This is a genomic window from Haemophilus parainfluenzae (genome assembly GCF_003252795.1).
GTDB classification, from domain to species: Bacteria; Pseudomonadota; Gammaproteobacteria; order Enterobacterales; family Pasteurellaceae; genus Haemophilus_D; species Haemophilus_D parainfluenzae_K.
In genome coordinates, this window is record NZ_QEPQ01000001.1 from 472,478 (window position 1) to 490,057 (window position 17,580).

At 39.4% G+C, this 17,580-nt stretch carries 18 protein-coding genes and 1 riboswitch; of the genes, 1 reads left to right on the top strand and 17 read right to left on the bottom strand.

The features are described from left to right. Positions 1-4 precede the first annotated feature (4 nt). The 8 genes from degS to DPV81_RS02245 form a co-directional block, all read right to left on the bottom strand. Positions 5-1,027, bottom strand: coding sequence for an outer membrane-stress sensor serine endopeptidase DegS (degS, locus tag DPV81_RS02210; RefSeq protein WP_111386540.1), 1,023 nt, complete (start codon positions 1,025-1,027; stop codon positions 5-7). A 4-nt stretch (positions 1,028-1,031) separates the two neighbouring features. Beyond that, positions 1,032-2,162, bottom strand: a complete 1,131-nt coding sequence (gene ribD / locus DPV81_RS02215) for a bifunctional diaminohydroxyphosphoribosylaminopyrimidine deaminase/5-amino-6-(5-phosphoribosylamino)uracil reductase RibD (RefSeq protein ID WP_111386541.1) — start codon at positions 2,160-2,162, stop codon at positions 1,032-1,034. 1 nt (position 2,163) lies between these two features. Then, entirely contained in the window at positions 2,164-2,613 is a 450-nt protein-coding gene (nrdR, locus tag DPV81_RS02220; RefSeq protein WP_005695670.1) for a transcriptional regulator NrdR, read from the bottom strand. A 77-nt stretch (positions 2,614-2,690) separates the two neighbouring features. Then, positions 2,691-6,050 carry an exodeoxyribonuclease V subunit gamma gene (gene recC / locus DPV81_RS02225; protein WP_111386543.1) on the bottom strand — a complete coding sequence of 1,120 codons (3,360 nt, stop codon included), beginning with the start codon at positions 6,048-6,050 and terminating at the stop codon, positions 2,691-2,693. Positions 6,051-6,087: 37 nt separating this feature from the next. Beyond that, complete coding sequence (locus DPV81_RS02230; RefSeq protein ID WP_111386544.1) at positions 6,088-6,354, bottom strand: DUF5374 domain-containing protein; 267 nt, start codon at positions 6,352-6,354, stop codon at positions 6,088-6,090. A gap of 13 nt (positions 6,355-6,367) precedes the next feature. Further along, complete coding sequence (locus DPV81_RS02235; RefSeq protein WP_165818949.1) at positions 6,368-7,054, bottom strand: DUF2572 family protein; 687 nt, start codon at positions 7,052-7,054, stop codon at positions 6,368-6,370. Next, positions 7,051-7,767, bottom strand: coding sequence for a PulJ/GspJ family protein (locus DPV81_RS02240; protein WP_111386599.1), 717 nt, complete (start codon positions 7,765-7,767; stop codon positions 7,051-7,053). Before DPV81_RS02240 ends, DPV81_RS02235 begins: the two co-directional genes overlap by 4 nt. Further along, entirely contained in the window at positions 7,764-8,282 is a 519-nt protein-coding gene (locus DPV81_RS02245) for a prepilin-type N-terminal cleavage/methylation domain-containing protein (protein ID WP_111386548.1), read from the bottom strand. The genes DPV81_RS02240 and DPV81_RS02245 overlap by 4 nt, the downstream gene beginning before the upstream one ends. A gap of 199 nt (positions 8,283-8,481) precedes the next feature. Between DPV81_RS02245 and suhB the strand changes: the two genes are divergently transcribed. Beyond that, entirely contained in the window at positions 8,482-9,282 is an 801-nt protein-coding gene (suhB, locus tag DPV81_RS02250) for an inositol-1-monophosphatase (protein ID WP_005695663.1), read from the top strand. Between the two features lie 45 nt (positions 9,283-9,327). On the opposite strand, the gene bioB is transcribed toward suhB, so the two are convergent. From bioB to ompA, 9 genes are all read right to left on the bottom strand, one after another. Then, positions 9,328-10,344, bottom strand: a complete 1,017-nt coding sequence (gene bioB, locus DPV81_RS02255; protein WP_111386550.1) for a biotin synthase BioB — start codon at positions 10,342-10,344, stop codon at positions 9,328-9,330. Positions 10,345-10,417: 73 nt separating this feature from the next. Then, positions 10,418-11,047, bottom strand: a complete 630-nt coding sequence (gene thiQ, locus DPV81_RS02260) for a thiamine ABC transporter ATP-binding protein (RefSeq protein ID WP_111386551.1) — start codon at positions 11,045-11,047, stop codon at positions 10,418-10,420. Beyond that, entirely contained in the window at positions 11,040-12,644 is a 1,605-nt protein-coding gene (gene thiP / locus DPV81_RS02265; protein WP_111386553.1) for a thiamine/thiamine pyrophosphate ABC transporter permease ThiP, read from the bottom strand. The genes thiQ and thiP overlap by 8 nt, the downstream gene beginning before the upstream one ends. 5 nt (positions 12,645-12,649) lie before the next feature. Further along, the gene (thiB, locus tag DPV81_RS02270) at positions 12,650-13,648 is read right to left on the bottom strand and encodes a thiamine ABC transporter substrate binding subunit (protein WP_111386555.1); all 999 of its coding nucleotides are present in this window, start codon (positions 13,646-13,648) and stop codon (positions 12,650-12,652) included. A 35-nt stretch (positions 13,649-13,683) separates the two neighbouring features. Continuing rightward, a riboswitch (TPP riboswitch) is annotated at positions 13,684-13,776 on the bottom strand. A gap of 144 nt (positions 13,777-13,920) precedes the next feature. Beyond that, positions 13,921-14,247, bottom strand: coding sequence for a Grx4 family monothiol glutaredoxin (gene grxD / locus DPV81_RS02275; protein ID WP_005699458.1), 327 nt, complete (start codon positions 14,245-14,247; stop codon positions 13,921-13,923). A 75-nt stretch (positions 14,248-14,322) separates the two neighbouring features. Further along, positions 14,323-15,123, bottom strand: coding sequence for a TPM domain-containing protein (locus DPV81_RS02280; protein WP_111386557.1), 801 nt, complete (start codon positions 15,121-15,123; stop codon positions 14,323-14,325). Next, the gene (locus DPV81_RS02285; RefSeq protein WP_111386558.1) at positions 15,116-15,565 is read right to left on the bottom strand and encodes a TPM domain-containing protein; all 450 of its coding nucleotides are present in this window, start codon (positions 15,563-15,565) and stop codon (positions 15,116-15,118) included. The genes DPV81_RS02280 and DPV81_RS02285 overlap by 8 nt, the downstream gene beginning before the upstream one ends. A gap of 9 nt (positions 15,566-15,574) precedes the next feature. Beyond that, on the bottom strand, positions 15,575-16,156 hold the full coding sequence (locus tag DPV81_RS02290; RefSeq protein WP_111386560.1) for a LemA family protein: 582 nt from the start codon (positions 16,154-16,156) through the stop codon (positions 15,575-15,577). A 102-nt stretch (positions 16,157-16,258) separates the two neighbouring features. Continuing rightward, the gene (gene ompA, locus DPV81_RS02295) at positions 16,259-17,332 is read right to left on the bottom strand and encodes a porin OmpA (RefSeq protein ID WP_111386562.1); all 1,074 of its coding nucleotides are present in this window, start codon (positions 17,330-17,332) and stop codon (positions 16,259-16,261) included. Positions 17,333-17,580 lie beyond the last annotated feature (248 nt).

Here is a 17,580-nt window from a genome sequence, read left to right on the forward strand (position 1 = left end):
ATCCTTAGTTAGATGGTAACTCTTCAATAACTACAGGGAGATCAATCACTTTACCTAAGCGAGAAACAGTAACAATGACTTCTGTATTCGGTTTAGTATCACTAATAATTTGCATCATTTCACGAATAGATAAGTTATCTTGTTTATTTAAACGTAAAATCACATCACCCACTTGGATGCCTGCTTTCGCTGCTGGGCTATTGGCGGTCACGCCTGTAATCACAATACCACCATTAGAGTTAGCGGTGATTTCACTTTGTACCCCAAAATAACCACGAATCACGCGGCCATCGCGAATAATTTTATATAACACATCATTAGCAATGCTAATTGGAATCGCAAAATTCAGACCTTCCGCAATTTCATTGGCTGTTTTACCAATACTTAACGTGCTGATCCCTACTAATTCGCCAGCTGAGTTAATCAACGCACCACCAGAGTTACCACGGTTAATTGATGCATCTGTTTGAATAAAGTTTTGACGCCCTAAAGAATCCCCTACGGCACTACGTCCTACCGCACTGATAATCCCTTGTGACACACTTTGTCCAAGGTTATATGGGTTACCAATAGCCAGAGCAATATCACCCACTCGTACTTGGCGTTCTTGATTTTGTGGAATCGTCGAAAGATTGGTTGCTTTGATTTTTAATACTGCAAGATCCGTCAAATTATCCGAACCGATTAAATTTGCTTCATAAATATTGCCGTTTTGCAGTGCCACCACAATTTGATCGGCATTTTGGATAACGTGTTTATTGGTAAGAATATAACCGTCTTTCGTCATAATCACGCCAGAACCTAAGTTATTTACCTGTAATTGATCGCTATCATTAATACTGGCAGAAGAAAAAGATCGGTTGTACACATTCACCACAGCAGGAGAAGCAATTCTCACGGCGCTATTGAACGAAACGATATCATCAGCAGAGAAAAGGCTGCTGTTATTGAGCTTAGGAACGGCAAATAAAATAACACCTGCCGCAGCAAGCCCCCAAAGGGCGGAGTGGAAAAGTTTTTTAAGCATTTTTTTATTCTTTTATTAATAAGTTAGGTAAATAACTGAGCTTTAAATCATCCCCAATTCTTTCACATTCTTGCAGTTGCCACAATGGGGCATCCGCAAGTTTTTCCAAATGCGAAAGTTGGCATAATCCTCGAGCTTTATCTCCCAAGAGTTTCGGGGCAACATAAATGATTAATTCATCTACAGCATGTTGTTCAATCAAGCTACCCGCTAAATTGGCACCCGCTTCTACCCAAACAGAATTCACTTGTCGCTTACCTAATTCTGTCATCAATAGATCAAAATCATAGTTTTCTGGCAGTAACATTTGCTCACAGAAATCAGGAAACACAGACATATCTCGTGGAATTGAACCCACAAGCCAAACTGGCGAATGGGTATGGAATAATTGATGGCTTGGTTGAACTCGATTTTTAGAATCTAAAATTATGCGAATAGGCTGACGCACAGTATCTTCCGCATATTCCGCTTTTAGGTCATTGGGGAATTGATTCCAACGCACGTTCAAGCTTGGATCATCGGCTAACACGGTAGCACTTGTTGATAAAAGTGCGGCCGCTTTGGCTCGCATTTTTTGTACATCCGCACGAGCTTCATCACCTGTAATCCATTTGCTTTCACCGCTCGCCATGGCTGTTCGTCCATCTAAACTCATGGCTAATTTCAGCTGCACATAAGGCTTGCCAGTCCGCATACGTTTGAGAAAACCTTTATTTAAGGCTTCTGCTTGTTCATTCAATAAATTGACCGCACTTGGTATACCTGCATCGGCTAACATTTTTAAGCCCTTGCCTGCCACTTGAGGATTAGGATCTGCCATGGCGGCAACAACTCGACTGACCCCCGCTTCAATTAAACCTAATGCACAAGGCGGTGTGCGTCCATAATGAGAACAAGGTTCAAGCGTCACATACGCAGTTGCACCTTTCGCTTTCTCACCGGCATCTGCCAACGCTACACGTTCTGCATGAGGCTGACCAGCTTTAAAATGAAACCCTTTCCCGACAATTTCACCGTTCTTAACTAACACACATCCTACGGATGGATTTGGCGCGGTGGTGTACTGCCCTTTTGCCGCAAGCTCAAGAGCCAGTTGCATAAATTTCACGTCATCAGGGGAAAAGGTGTCACTCATATTAATCCTTTAAGCTTTCAATTTCTTTGGTGAATTCATTGATATTATCAAAGCTCAGGTAAACGGATGCAAAACGGATATACGCCACTTTATCTAATTCTTTCAGCTCATTCATGGCTAATTTACCCACGAGATGACTTGGCACTTCGCGCTCACCCGTCGCGCGTAATTGGATGATAATATGGCTAATGGCTTTTTCTACATCATCCGAACTTACAGGGCGTTTTTCTAACGCATGTTGAATACCGCTACGCAATTTATCTTCATTAAACGGTTCGCGTGACCCATCATTTTTAATAATTTTTGGCACCACTAATTCGGCCGTTTCGAAGGTGGTAAAGCGTTCATGACAATTCCCGCATTCCCGACGACGACGCACTTGATACCCATCAGAAACCAAACGGCTGTCAATCACCTTAGTTTCTTCAGTTGAACAAAACGGACAACGCATTCTAGCTCCTTTTCAAAATGATTCTTAAGTCAGTATCTTATCAAAAATCCAGGATCTTTTCGATCTGAAGATCCGCTTTAAGACAACATTTCTCCAAACCAAGATGTGGTTTGCTTCACCAACTGTGAAATACCTTCCTGCGATTTAAATTGTTCTGTTTGACCCAATACCCTCGCCCAATAAGGATCGGCTTTTCTATAACTATAGTTATCATCTTCCGCAAGAAATTCGATATTCGTTAAAACATTGTCAAAATTGACCGCACTTTCATCTTTTTCAATAAACTTCGCTATATTTTCCGTTGGTATGAGCTGAATTTGTTGCTGGCTCTGTAAATAAGCCTCAACATACATTTTCAGTTTCTCAAGTGCGGTTGATTTTTCTATTGTTTTTAATGTTAAATCCTTATCCTTAGCGATAATACGTGGTGGCAGTGCATTCTCTTTTGTCACCAGTTGAATGAGATAATAAAGCCATGGGCGAATACGATAACGATCTTTATATTTTGCAAATCGCCATTCGATTATCTGATTTTCATCACCAAATAATGGCTCCATATAGCCAAACAAGCGAATATTGCCTTGTGCCGTTTCCACCACAAAATCGACACTCTCACTATGTGGTGAAGAATAGTCCTTAATTTTCTCTTTAAAAGCCAATACATCAGCACGAATGGATTGCGCACAGACTTCCGCAAACTCGCCACGTGGCATGATGCCTTTCACTCGCTGTTTGGCGAAATAATCGTTAAATTGCGCTTCCTCTAAATGCAATAATTCATTACTAATGCGATGATGCTCCAAACCATTTAACGTGAAGTTTTCACTTTCTTCAATGCGATCATCTTCATCTCGGAAGTACACACCAAGCTGCTTTTCAAAAAAGAATTTCACTGGATTTTCAACAAAACTCACAAACCGATCGAGCTCAATTTCCGTTATTGGCGCTTGATTTTCGCCCATCGGCACAACAAATTCATGACATTTTCTTTCTTGAAATTGCGCAATCGGCAACCATTTTTTCGCAAAAGAGCGGTTAATTTTCCCTTCATGTTGGAAATTGCTTGGACTAAACGCCGTCATTGGATGTTGTTCAATCTTTAAGCCATTGTCTGAATAATGATTAATATAATCAACCAATTGGCTCACCAATACTGAAGGTTCTTTGGGTTGATTATCAATGATTGAACAGCCTACATAACTGACATAAAAATGGGATCTTGCGGCCAGTAAGGCTTCGAGGAATAAGTAACGATCATCATCTCGACGAACACGATCGCCTTTTTGATGATGATATTGCATTAAGTCAAAACTATTTGGGGTATGACTGCGTGGGTAATCCGCTTCATTCATTCCGAGCAAACACACCACTTTGAAAGGAATTGAACGCATTGGTAAAAGTGTGCAGAAATTCACTTTTCCCGCTAAGAAACGAAGGCTGTTTGGTGTTTCTTCTAAACGTGCAGACATCACTTCCGCAATCACATCCGCCTGCAAGGTTTCTTCAAAATTGACGGTCTGCAAATCATCGGCAAACGCATTGATACAATCTTGAATATAAAATAAGGTATCCGCCGTTTCTTTATTTTGCACAAAAAAATCTGTCAAAAGTGCGGTCAATTTTTCACGCCATTTTTCAATATTGTGTGCTTTTTGCAAATCTTGATGCCATTTATTTAAGACCGTAAAAAATTGATTCACTGCACCAACTAACTGCCCTTTCAATCCATAGCTACTATCAAGTCCAAGACTGTCTTGCCAAACACCTTGTTCTTCACGCATCGCATAACCTAAGGTCATGCGTTCAAGTCCCGCCTGCCACGCATTAAAATTCAGTGTATTCTGCAGTTTTTCCAAACCAAAGCGAATACCCGACTCTTTCACCCATTCACGGATTTGCTCGAGATCGGCAAGGGCAATATTAAAACGTTCACGGATAGCCGGAATATCCAATAAAGCCAGCACCTCTTCCGCGCCAAACTGACTTTCTTTTAAATTTAACAGAGAAAGATAGCTCGACACGATCACATCACTTTCAGATAATTTACTGTCAGAAATTGAGAACGGAATAATGGGTGCGTCCGCACTATTCGCACCAAAGACAGCCTGAATATAAGGCGTATATTGGTTAACATCGGCCACCATGACCACCACATCTTTTGGTGTAATCTGTTCTTCTTTTGGTTTATGCTGATTCTGATTGAATAAATCCAACAAATAATCATGTAGCACTTCAACTTCGCGCATCGCGCTATGACAAGATTTCATCACCAAAGAGCGGTCATTTTTCGCGACATTTAATGCACCATGACTCAACGTCAAAATTTGATTTTGGATCTGCCCTAACAATGTTTTTTCGGGAAGTTCGGCATAGTAATCACGGGAAATGGCTTGAATATTTTCTTCATCTCGCACTAATTGATAGAGAAAATCCCGCCCCATTTTGCCCCAAGAGGCTAAAAGCGGATTCCCGCTGAACAATTCTTCTTGTTGATTAGTGTAATCAAGATCGGCTGGTTCCCATGACACTTGCTCGGCTGAAATTAAAGGCTTCACATCGTTGGTTTCTTGCACGAAACGCTGTCTTTCTAATAAATAGGATTTACTCAGATCTCGCAAATCTCCCCAATATTCTTGACATGGATTATTGAAGAATAAATGTACATCTGTTTTAGCTGAAATACCTTGGAAAATATTGAGATAAACCGTTGGCAATGCTGGAATACCAAAAATAAAAATACGTTCCGGCAAGTTAAGTGTCGCATTTGGATCACGACATAGCTCTAAAAATTGTTGATTGAGTGCTGCACGATGCCTTGCTTTTCCACCGAAATCACGTTGGACATCATCCACCAAGGCTCGCCATAAAATTCCCTGCCAGTGAATATTGCCTTTAATTTGAGAAAGAAAGGTAGGATTTAACGCCGAAAGGCCCTGCTTTTGCTGATTAATTTGAGCCAAGATCTTTTCATCGTTATTTTCTTCCCATGCGGCAATCCATTCGGGGCGATAGACGAGATATTGGTCAAATAAATCGGCAACTTTTAGGCTTAATTGATAAAGTTTTTGCTGTTCTGATGCCGGTGAGGACGCTAAATATTTTTTTAATGGTTCAAATTCTTTTTGCTGTAAAAAAGTAGGGATTAATCGCATTAATCGCCATAACGTTGAATCTTTTTCAAAAGGGTTTTGCGTGGAAACATTCGGCAAATTATCGGCGTAAAGTTTCCAAATAAAACTGGAAGGCATGGGGAATTGGAAATTCGCTGCAACGCCGCGTTTTTTAGCAATTTCCATTTGCAACCATTGTGCCATACCCGGACTTTGCACCAACACAATGTCAGACTGAAATGGATCATGTTGCGGTAAATTTTCCAACAGCGAAACTAAAATATCCTTTTGAATTTCTGGTTGGTTTGAATAATAAGTAACGAACAAAGTAACGCCCTTTTGAAAGCAAAAACAATGCGTTATTTTACTCGGTTTTCAATAAAAATTCACCTTGAGGATAGCGTATATTCACTTGATGATGACTACATTGAATTGCAAATTGAATGCCATTTTGTTGTACGTTATTTTCACAAGACAAGCCTATAAACTGGCGTTGAGCCTGATTCTCAGCAATTTGAATCGCCTGAAATTCTTGAAAAATTTTGACCGCACTTTTCCGTTGTTCACTCATCCATCGGTTAAAAATCAAAAATAACCCGCTGAAAATTGATAAGGCTAATAAAAGTGACATTAACGACATGCCTTTATTCACTTTGATCTTGCGCACTTAAATCACTCCAACTTTTATCCACCAAACGCCATTGGCTATATTCTTGTACGAGTTTTGCAACCACAGCTTTACCGTAAGCTACTGTCACGTCTCCCTCTAACTTAAGTGAACCACCTGTAATCACTGCACCGCTTATTCGTCCTTTGCCCGTTAAGGTTAAATCCCCTTCTGCTAGCAGAATACCACTCACATTCCCTTTAATTTCTAATTGGTTTTGTGTTATCCAATACACTTGGGGTACTTTTTGAGCCGTTAAAATTGACGCTACTTTCACAAAGTGCGGTTGAAAATCCGCTTGTTTTTCGCTAGAAATAAAATCTCGCAGCATATTTTCATTAATGCCTTTTGTGGGCGATTTCTTAAATAACTCTGCTCGTTTACACCAAACAGAATAGGTCACTTTATCCTCTGCCCCATTAGACTCGAAAAAGACTTGTTTCACTTTTTCAGCACCATTTAAAGGCAAGTTTTGGCAAATATGTTTTTGTTGCTGCTGACTGATTTCCTGTAACGCCAGGCCTTGTTCTACATAATATTTTCGCTGACTCATTTGAGATCGAAAAAATGCAAAGATCTGTTCATCAAATAATAAGATCAGCGCCAAGAAGCCTGAAAGTAAAATCAGTGCCGTCAGTGTCACAATCCCTTTTTTCATCATCATTCTTCTTGATTTAATAAAGGCACCACAAGCGAAGTTTCATATTGAATATGCTTATATGCGGCAAGATGCCCTGCGAGTTTAATTTCAATCCCTTTCCCTGCCTTTAACCAATCAAAACGTAATTGAGAAATCTCAAACTCTTTTTCATCCAATAAATCTGTCCATCCACCACCAGCGTTACAAGTAGATTGCGCTAAGGCTCGCTGACACTCTGCTGAGCGACAATCTGCATTTACTGCATTTTTGTAGGTTTGTTTGGTTTCGATCATTTTGCCGTTAAGTTTGTAACCAAACAGCTCTTTTTCGATATTTTTCGCCACATTTTTAACACCATTTACGCAGGTATTTTTTGTGTATTTTTCACCAATACAACCATTGCTATTCAAATCATAAAAAAACAAAACACAACTATTTGACGGGGTATTGTCTGCTTGAGCAATGGTTATTGCAGTGCCCTTTTCATCCAATTCAAATAAAGCCAGATTATCCTCAATGAGTTTTTGGTTTGTGGCCCGAAAGCCTACGCGACGCAAATCTTTCCCGATGAGTTGAATTGTGCGTTGTAATTCTGCTTGTAGTTTGAGCTGTAACATTAAACGCTGATTTTGCTGTTGAGTTTGGGCATAAAACTGTGCCACCAATAACAATAATAAAGCAGATAAGCCAAGTGAAACCAATAAACTTACCAATGTTTCGCCTTTTAATGGTTTCATCTTGTACATGCACTCGCCGCTTGATCTGGTTTTAATTTAATACTGCCCACATTGAAAAAAGAAAACAATGTACGATGCTCTTCAGCTTGCAACATAAAACAATTCGTTTCCATAGTATTTCTGGCCCCATTAAATTTCACCGCCACTTCTGACGGATATAATTTAGGGCCTATCAGCATCGTTTTTCCTTCAAAATAAGGATAGTAAAAATGCGCATAAAGATTTTTAGGACAATTCTGGGGATGAAAACAATCACAAAAATGATCGCTTTTTACTTGAGCAGTAATACACCAACGTTGATTCGCCCTATCTTGATTGGCCAAAATAAACCAAATCGCCGATGAGTTTTCTGCCCTCGCTTGGATATTACGTAAGAAAAAATAAAGCCGTTGTTGCTCTTTTTCGAGAAAATATTTGGGATCATTTTTCTGCCATTTAGGCAATGCAAACGCCAACGTTACGCTTAAAATAAATAATGCAATCAAGGTTTCTAATAAGGTTATCCCTTTATACATAAAATGCCTTCTTTTTTGACCGCACTTTAAAATTCCTTCAGAAGAAAGCCAAATTTACTACTTTATTTTTGCGATACTGATCGCAAATTTCCTTTAAAAAACGTGAAAAACCGTGAATTAAACATTTTCAACTGGCTATTTACTAAAACTCCCTTATAATAGGCGACCTATTATCTGTTCTTTAAAATCTGGTGGAAATATGAATCCAATGTTAAATATCGCTATTCGTGCGGCACGAAGAGCGGGCAACGTGATTGCTAAAAACTATGAGCGCCGTGATGACATCCAAACAAGTAAAAAAGGTATTAATGATTATGTGACCAGCGTCGATAAAGCCGCTGAAGCAGAGATCATTGAAATCATTCAAAAATCTTATCCTGATCACACAATTATCAGTGAAGAACGTGGTGCATTAGAAGGCAAAGACAGTGATATTCAATGGGTAATTGATCCACTAGATGGCACAACCAACTTCGTAAAAGGTTTGCCACATTTCTCCGTTTCTATTGCTATCCGTGTAAAAAACCGTACCGAAGTGGGTGTGGTTTACGATCCTATTCGTAATGAATTATTCACTGCTGTGCGTGGTGAAGGCGCAAAATTAAATGAAGTGCGTTTACGTGTAGATAGCCAAAATGAACTTAACGGGGCAATTTTAGCCACCGGTTTCCCATTCAAACAACCAAGTTTGATGCCAACTCAATTTGCCATTATGAATAACTTAATTGATGAAGCAGCTGATTTCCGTCGTACAGGTTCTGCCGCATTAGACCTTTGCTATGTGGCTTCTGGTCGCGTTGACGGTTATTTCGAAATGGGCTTAAAACCTTGGGATTGCGCAGCGGGTGATTTAATCGTGCGTGAAGCTGGCGGTTTAGTGTGTGATTTCAATGCGGGTCATGGCTATTTACGCTCAGGCAACATCGTGGCTGCTCCAGCGCGTATTCTAAAAGAAATGCTAAATAAAATTCAGCCTTGCCTAACTGAACAAGTGAAGTAAGCCTCAATAAAAAGTGCGGTGAATTTCACCGCACTTTTTTTATGACTAATTTCTTTCGAGTGGCTTTCTATTTTCTTCCGTTTCCGGCTCAAGATCCAATTTAGCCATAAGAAGTTGATCGCCATCTTCTTCTGGGTTGCCTGTCACTAATAATTTATCGCCATAGAAAATGGAATTCGCTCCCGCCATAAAGCACATCGCTTGCATTTCTTCACTCATGCCTTGACGACCAGCAGAAAGACGAACATAACTTTTCGGCATGGTAATACGCGCAACCGCAATGGTACGAACAAACTCTGTCCAATCTAGATCAGCCGCATCAGCCATTGGTGTACCTTCCACTTTTACTAATTGGTTAATTGGCACGGACTCCGGCTGCGGATCAAGATTCGCCAGACTCGCAATAAGGCCTGCTCGCTCTTTACGGGTTTCATTCATCCCTACGATACCACCACAACAAACTTTTAAACCAGCATGACGCACTTTTCCTAATGTACTTAAACGATCATCAAAACGGCGTGTACCAATGACATTGTGATAATTCTCTGGCGCGGTATCTAGATTGTGGTTGTAATAATCCAATCCTGCATCTTTTAACTCTTCCGCCATACCATCTTGCAACAACCCAAAGGTACCGCACGTTTCTAAGCCGATATCTTTTACCGCACGAATAACCGCCGTCACTTTTTCCATATCCTTTGGTTTTGGACCACGCCATGCTGCGCCCATACAAAAACGTCCTGCACCACGTGCTTTCGCAATTTTGGCTTTTTCAACAATTTCATCAATATCCAAGATCTGCTGATTTTGTACGCCTGTTTGATAACGTGCTGATTGTGGGCAATAACCACAATCCTCTGGACAGCCACCCGTCTTAATCGACATCAACGTCGATAACTGTATTGCACCAGGGTTGAAATGCTCTCGATGCACTTGAGCCGCACGATAGACTAATTCTAAAAAAGGTGTTTCAAATAACGCTTCGACTTTACAAACAGACCAATACTCTACTGAGGGGTGAGGTGTAATGGATGAAAGCTGTACTACATTTGTTGTGGTCATTATATTTTCCTCGTTTAAGCTATGTCGCTTTTATTAAGTTGAGCATATTACTCTGCAATATGATAAAAAGAGATCAGATCACTTTGCCTTGATGAATTTCAATCACTCGATCAATATGCCGTTCAATTTCTTTGGGTTGATGTGTCACCAGTAACATGGTGAGCTTTTTTTCTTCACATAATTGATCCATTAAATCCTGCATTTCAATGCGTAATTTAGGATCAAGGGCAGAAAAAGGCTCATCCAATAATAAAATGGGTTTATCTCGTAGCAAACAGCGTGCCAACGCCACTCGCTGTTTTTGTCCACCTGAAAGTGCGGTCGGTTTTCTCGTTAAAAAATCCTGTAAATTGACCGCCTTTGCGGCTTGTTCTACAAGTGCTTTTTCTTCTGCATTTAAGGCTAAATTCGGTTTTAAACCTAAAGCAATATTCTCTTCCACGGAAAGATGAGTAAAGAGATTATTTTCCTGAAATAACATGGAAACAGGGCGTTCAAAAGGTGCTGTTTTGGTATGATTTTCACCATTGAGCCAAATCTCGCCACTATCAGCATATTCAAATCCGGCAATTAAATTCAGCAAGGTACTTTTTCCTGCGCCACTTTCCCCAATAATAGCCACTTTTTCTTGCGCTTGAATCTGTAAATCAAACACCATCGGCATGGATTGATAATTGAAGACTACATTATTTAATTTAATCATATTGTTCCTTCTGCCCTTCAATAAACATAAATAACCCTAAGCATAAGCCCAATAAAATCAATGCCGTAACAGCCGCTTCTTGGCTTCGATATTGCCCGATTTGTTGATAAAGCAAATGAGGCAACGAAGTAAAATCAGGGCTACCAAATAAAGCTATTGCCGTAAAATCGCCGAGTGATAAGGTTGTCGCGAGTGCCAAAGCATATTTCAACGGGGCTTTTAGCAGCGGATATTCAATTAAATGAAAACGCTGCCAACCTGTAATATTCAGCGATAAACAGAGTTTTTCATAATATTGCATCGATTGATTCATCGGTGTATTAAGAATTTTGATAACAAATGGCAAGGCAGCCAAGGCATTGCAAACCGATACCACTACAAATAAATGTCCTGCTGAAAAATCAATATCTTGTAACCAAAGGAATAGACCGACTGCTAAGACGATCGTCGGAATGGCTAAAATCATCATGCCCCCCGTTAAAATTAAGTGGGCTAATTTGGGGTGATATAACCATTGCAGCTGTCTTGAAAGCAATAATAAGAAAAATCCAAATAAGACCGATAAAATCCCTGCAGTCGGAGCCATGGTTAATGAATAAGCAAGCGACTTCCATAATTGTGGATTTTGCCAATAGTCAAATAATTGGGTCGCAGACAAACCTTGGAAAACAATATTGAATAAGGGACTTAAAATAAATAAGCACACCGAGAATAAGACAAAAACATATCCAAATTTGACCGCACTTGAAGAAGGCAAAACCCAGCGATAACGTTGTGAAATCTGCGTTTCAGGTGCTTTTGCCCAATATTGTGAAAGTGAAAATAACGCAAAACAAAACGCAAATTGTACAAGCGCAAAAAGTGCGGCTTTGGGTAAATCAAATTCAAAGAAAATGGCTTGGTAAATGGCAACTTCTAATGTGCTGTTTTGTGGCCCGCCACCCAGTGCCAAGACAATCGTAAAACTGGTGAAGCACAGCATAAAAATCAATACAAAGGCTGACACGATTTGGCTTTTCAAATAAGGCCATTCAATTAAACGGAAAAATGTGAAACCTTTGATATTCAATTGTGCCGCAAGTTGGTGCTGTTCGGTCGGTACACTTTGCAAAGCCTGTAAACTCATTCGGGCTGCTAAGGGAATATTAAAAAATAAATGGGCAATGAGAATGCCGCTTAAACCATAAATGGATGGTTTCCATGAAATACCTAGGGTTTGCAGAAGTTGTGTTAGCCAACCGGCAGTGCCATAAATACCAATTAGACCGAAAATAGCCAGTAATGCCGGCAAAACAAATGTGAGGGAAAAAATGCGTAAAATGAGCGATTTGCCTTTGAAATCTAAATAGAAAAAAGCACGTGCAAATAACGTTCCAATTATGCTAGAAAGCACGGCCGATAAGAATGCCTGCCAGATACTAAAAGCGATGACTTGATGCAAATAATCATCTTTTAAGAAATCAGATAAAGCATAATCACTTCCTACTGAAAAAACCGCAGAAAGTGAAAATCCATAGAGTAAAACAATGAAAAAAATGACCGCACTTCCGCCCAAATAATGGCGAGGACGAAAATGCGGATGTTGCAATAAGCTCATTAATACTATTTAGATAAGGCTTTTTGCCATTGATTGATCCAGCCTTTAAGCTGGTCACTTGTCACCTTCGTGGTATCTAAAATACGCATTGATTTTGCACGAGAATTAAGCGCATCAATATGACTTTCGATATTGGTTTCTACCACAGGTAACATCACATTATTTTTGGCAATATCCGCTTGAGCTTGCGGTGAAAGTAGGAAGCCTAAAAATTCATCCGCACAGGCATTATTACGGTTAGCAACTTTTGCTGCGACTTCAACTTGTAATACGCTCCCCTCTGCAAATTCCGTTGCCACATAATTGTCTTTTTGTTCAGAAAGAATATGGTAAATCGGCGAAGTATTTACGCTTAAAACCAGATCACCTTCGCCTTTTAAGAAGGCCCCATAAGACTCAGTCCAACCTTTGGTGACCGTGACCGTATGTTTAGAAAGGGTCTTCCAGGCATTTGCGACATCTGCTTCTGGATAAACTACATTCATCCAAAGTAATAAACCACGTCCAATACTGCTTGTACGCGGATCTTGATATAACACTTTAAGATCTTGACGCTCAACTAATTCTTTTAAGCTCTTTGGTGGATTAGTCAGTTTATTTTTATCATAAATAAACGCGTATTGTGCATAATCGAATGGTAAGAACGTGTGATTTTCCCATTTAATTGGTAAACGTAACTGGCTTAAATCCACTTTATTTGGCTCAAAAATATTGAGTTTTTGTGCATCCTCAATTTGATAACTATCTAAACCGAGCACTACATCCGCCTTAATTTTTTTACCTTCTAGACGAACACGGTTAAACAAGGTGCCATTATTATCAAAAGCCACATAATTCAGCTTACATTGCGGGAATTGTTGTTCAAAAGCTGCTTTAACTTTTGGTCCAGCGCTCCAATCAGCACTAAATGAATCATAAGTATAAACATCTAATGTTTGAGGAGCTGCTTGTGCGAAAGCGGAAGCGGTAAAAAGTGCGGTTAAAATGGAAAGCGTTTTGTTCATTATGCGTTCTCCTTATTTTTGCATAACGAAACAGCATAATGAGATGATTAGTTTCCTACGCCAGCATTATCTGTTTCAGGTTCACGGGTATTTCTCAGCCATTAATATAGGCACCCCGACTAACGCAACGTAGTCTATCTTAAGGAAATTTAATCAACAAGTTATTTAATTTAAAAATGTTAATTCGATCACACTTTTCTATCTGGTTTATCATTTTTTGAGCAAAAGAAAACCTGCTAAAAAGCAGGTTTATCTTGATAATCGGTTATCAATTAAGCTTGATGTTTAGCCGCTACTTCACTTAATAAAGTTTGAAGTTCACCCGCTTGATACATTTCTAAAATAATATCACAACCACCAATTAGCTCACCTTCTACCCATAATTGTGGGAAAGTTGGCCAGTTTGCATAAGCCGGTAATTCAGCACGAATATCTGGGTGTTGAAGAATATCAACATAGCCGAAAGGCACTTTGCAATTCATTAATGCTTCAGATGCACGTGCAGAGAAACCACAAGAAGGTAATTTTGGTGAACCTTTCATGTAAATTAAAATTGGGTTTTCAGCGATTTGCTTTTTGATTTTGTCTAACGTTTCCATAATGTTCCTTGTTCAAATAAGTCTGAATAGGGCGTTATTCTAGCATAAGATAGAACCTGAGTGAAAGGCTTGGTCTTACCAACTTCCACCCGCTCCACCGCCGCCGAAGCCACCGCCACCAAAACCACCACCGGAAGAACCACCTCCGCCGAAGCCACCACCAAATCCACCTCCAAAACCGGAGCCACCGCCATGACGACGAGAAATCGTACTTTGACGAATAATTTTATTCAGTTGGTCACGTTGATTCGGGCTAATATAGACTTCATCTTTGTGATATTGGAACTCACCAAATAATACAATAGCAATAAACGCCAATACCATTAAGAATGGAATATACTTATCGAACGCATCTTCTTCAACTTGTGCTGCATCAAACTCGCCTTTACTTGCCGCAATAATTTGGTTTAAGCCATCATTAATACCTTGCGCATATTGGCCTTGTTTAAATTGTGGCAAAATTGCCGAACGGATGACTTGCGATAAAAAAGCATCTGGCAAAACACCTTCTAAACCTTGCCCTGTTGCGATAAAGACTTTGCGATCATCCTTCGCTATCAGCATCAACACGCCATTGTTCAGATTTTTACGTCCAATGCCCCATTTATCACCTAAAGCAAAGGTATAATCAGCAATTTCATATTCGCCGGTTGTAGGAACCAAAACAACAGCGATTTGTGAACTCGTTTCTTTGCTATAAGCAATCAGTTTATTTTCTAAAATTTGCTTATGTTCTGATGAAAGTGTGTTAGTGTAATCGTTTATGTAATGGAAAGGATTTGGTGCAGGCGGAAATTCTGCCGCAACAACCATTTTAGCAAAAAAAACAAGGCTAAAAATAACCGCACTTTTCATAAAAGATAAAAGCTTAGCCATTAATAATTACCTCATTCGATAATTCATTCACATCATTAGGCTGAATAGGGAAATGGCGAGATAAAATATCACTGATACGATCAATCGCATCCACAATGCCTTCTGTATAAGCTTTTTGTTTAAACTGCTCAATCATTAAATCGCATTGTAACTGCCAATAAGCCACATCAACAAATTGATGAATGCCTTTATCACCAACTATTGCACAGAGATGATTTTTATATCCCACATAAATCAACACGGCATTTTGCGCTGCTGTCTTATGCATTTCCAGTTCGTCAAAGACTTCTAAAGCTCGTTCCATTGCGGACAGTTGTGCTGAAGCCTTTGGTACTTTGCGTTCAATATAAACACGTAACTCAGCCGAACTTAAGCTTTCGAGGCGACTAATCGCCGCCTCGATTTGCTTTTTATCTACTGGAATTCTGGAAAAGAATGGCATAGATAAACCTTAGTTAAAGTTTACAGTTGGTGCATTTTCAGCGCCAGTAGCTGATTTAAAGTAAGGTTTAGCTTTAAAACCAAAAATCATTGCTGCTAATTTAGTTGGGAATTGACGTACTTTTTCATTATAGATACGTGCAGCTTCATTAAATTTATTACGAGCCACATTGATACGGTTTTCTGTACCTTCAAGTTGCGCTTGTAAGTTCATAAAACCTTCATTCGCTTTTAATTGTGGGTATTGTTCTACTGTAACAAGTAAGCGTGATAGTGCTGAACCGACTTGATTTTGATTTTGTTGGAATTCGTTTAATTGTTCTTCTGTTAAATTAGACGGATCAATTTTAGTTTGTGTCGCTTTTGCACGCGCTTCGATTACATTAGTTAATGTCTGTTGTTCAAAATTAGCTTGACCTTTTACAGTATTCACTAAGTTTGGAATTAAATCAGCACGACGTTGATAAGATGATTCAACATTTGCCCAAACAGAATCAATTTCAGTTTCTGCTTTTACTAAACCATTGTAGCTAGACACTAAGCCTAAACCTGCAGCAATTGCGATAATAATCAAGATAATCCACTTTTTCATTCAAAAATTCCTTCAATTTATAGGTTTAATTTATATAAGAAAAGACCTAAACCGAAGTTTAGGTCTTCTAATGCTAATCCGTTAATGGATAACTAAATAAAATTATTTAGTACCGTTAACTGCGATTTCAACACGACGGTCTGGTGCTAAACAAGCGATAAGCGCTTTACGACCTTTAACCGCGTCACAAGTAGAACCTGTAACTGGGTTAGCTTTACCGTGACCAACTGCAGAAATGTTTTGAGCTGGAACACCTTTAGCTACTAAGTAGTTAGCTACAGAGTCTGCACGACGTTGTGATAATTTCACGTTTGGTGCATCTTTACCGATACGGTCTGTATAACCAGCAACTGCTACGTTAGCGTTGTTGATTTGAGCGATTTCACCGTAGATACCGTCTAAAGTTGCTTTAGCTTGTGGTTTTAAGTTAGCTTTACCGAAAGCGAAAGTTACATCAGAACTTAAGTTGAAAGTTTTGCTTACAACTTCAGGTGCAACAACTGGAGCAGCACCTTGACCGAAGCGGTAAGATAAACCAGCGTTGATAGAACCGATCCATGGGTTGTAGTCTACAGAGCTGTTAGCTGTATCTTGAGTACGGAATTTACCCACGCGAGTTAACCATTGATATTCTAAACGTAATGCTAACTCTGGTAATGATGGTAATGCATATTCAACACCTGCAGCGAACATACCAGAAGTACGTAAGCTATGACGACCGTCTGCGTGAACACGAGCACCACCGTTTGCTACATCATAGAATTTGTAGTCAGAACGAACTAATGCTACGCCAGCACGACCATAAACATCTAAACCTTCTAATGCAGAAGTTAAACCACCAAGATTGTAGCTACCTTTGAAGCTTAAGTGAGCACCATGGTTAGTGTGTTTGAAGTCAGTTTTACCTAAATCACGACCTTTAACACGACCAAAGTCATCATAGCCTAATTCTACCGCTAAACCTAAGTTATCACGGTTTAAGATTTGGTAACCACCAAACACACCGTAAGTAACAGAGTTACGGTGATAAGAACCTAAGTTGTCTTTGATACCATCATGGAAAGATGCTTGACCAACTTTAGCACCTGCATAGAAAGTATTTTCTTGTGGAGCTGCTTGAGCTACTGAAGCTGCTGCTAAACCAGCAACGACTAATGCGATTGCAGTTTTTTTCATTTTGATGTCCTCTATTTAGTCATCGTTATTAATAAGAAAAGTTTCCTTGTTTATTGTGAACTTTATAAAAAAGAAACACTCTAAACGTTGCTTAACTAGGGTTTTGAATTTGCCCTAACTTATCCTTTTGACAAATTCAATTCCTTTGCCATAGCCAAAGGAACGTTCAAAAGTATGGTTATTATCCTATAAAAATACCAAAGATCAAACTTTTTTTGCCCTTTTTGGTTACTTTATAGACAAATAAC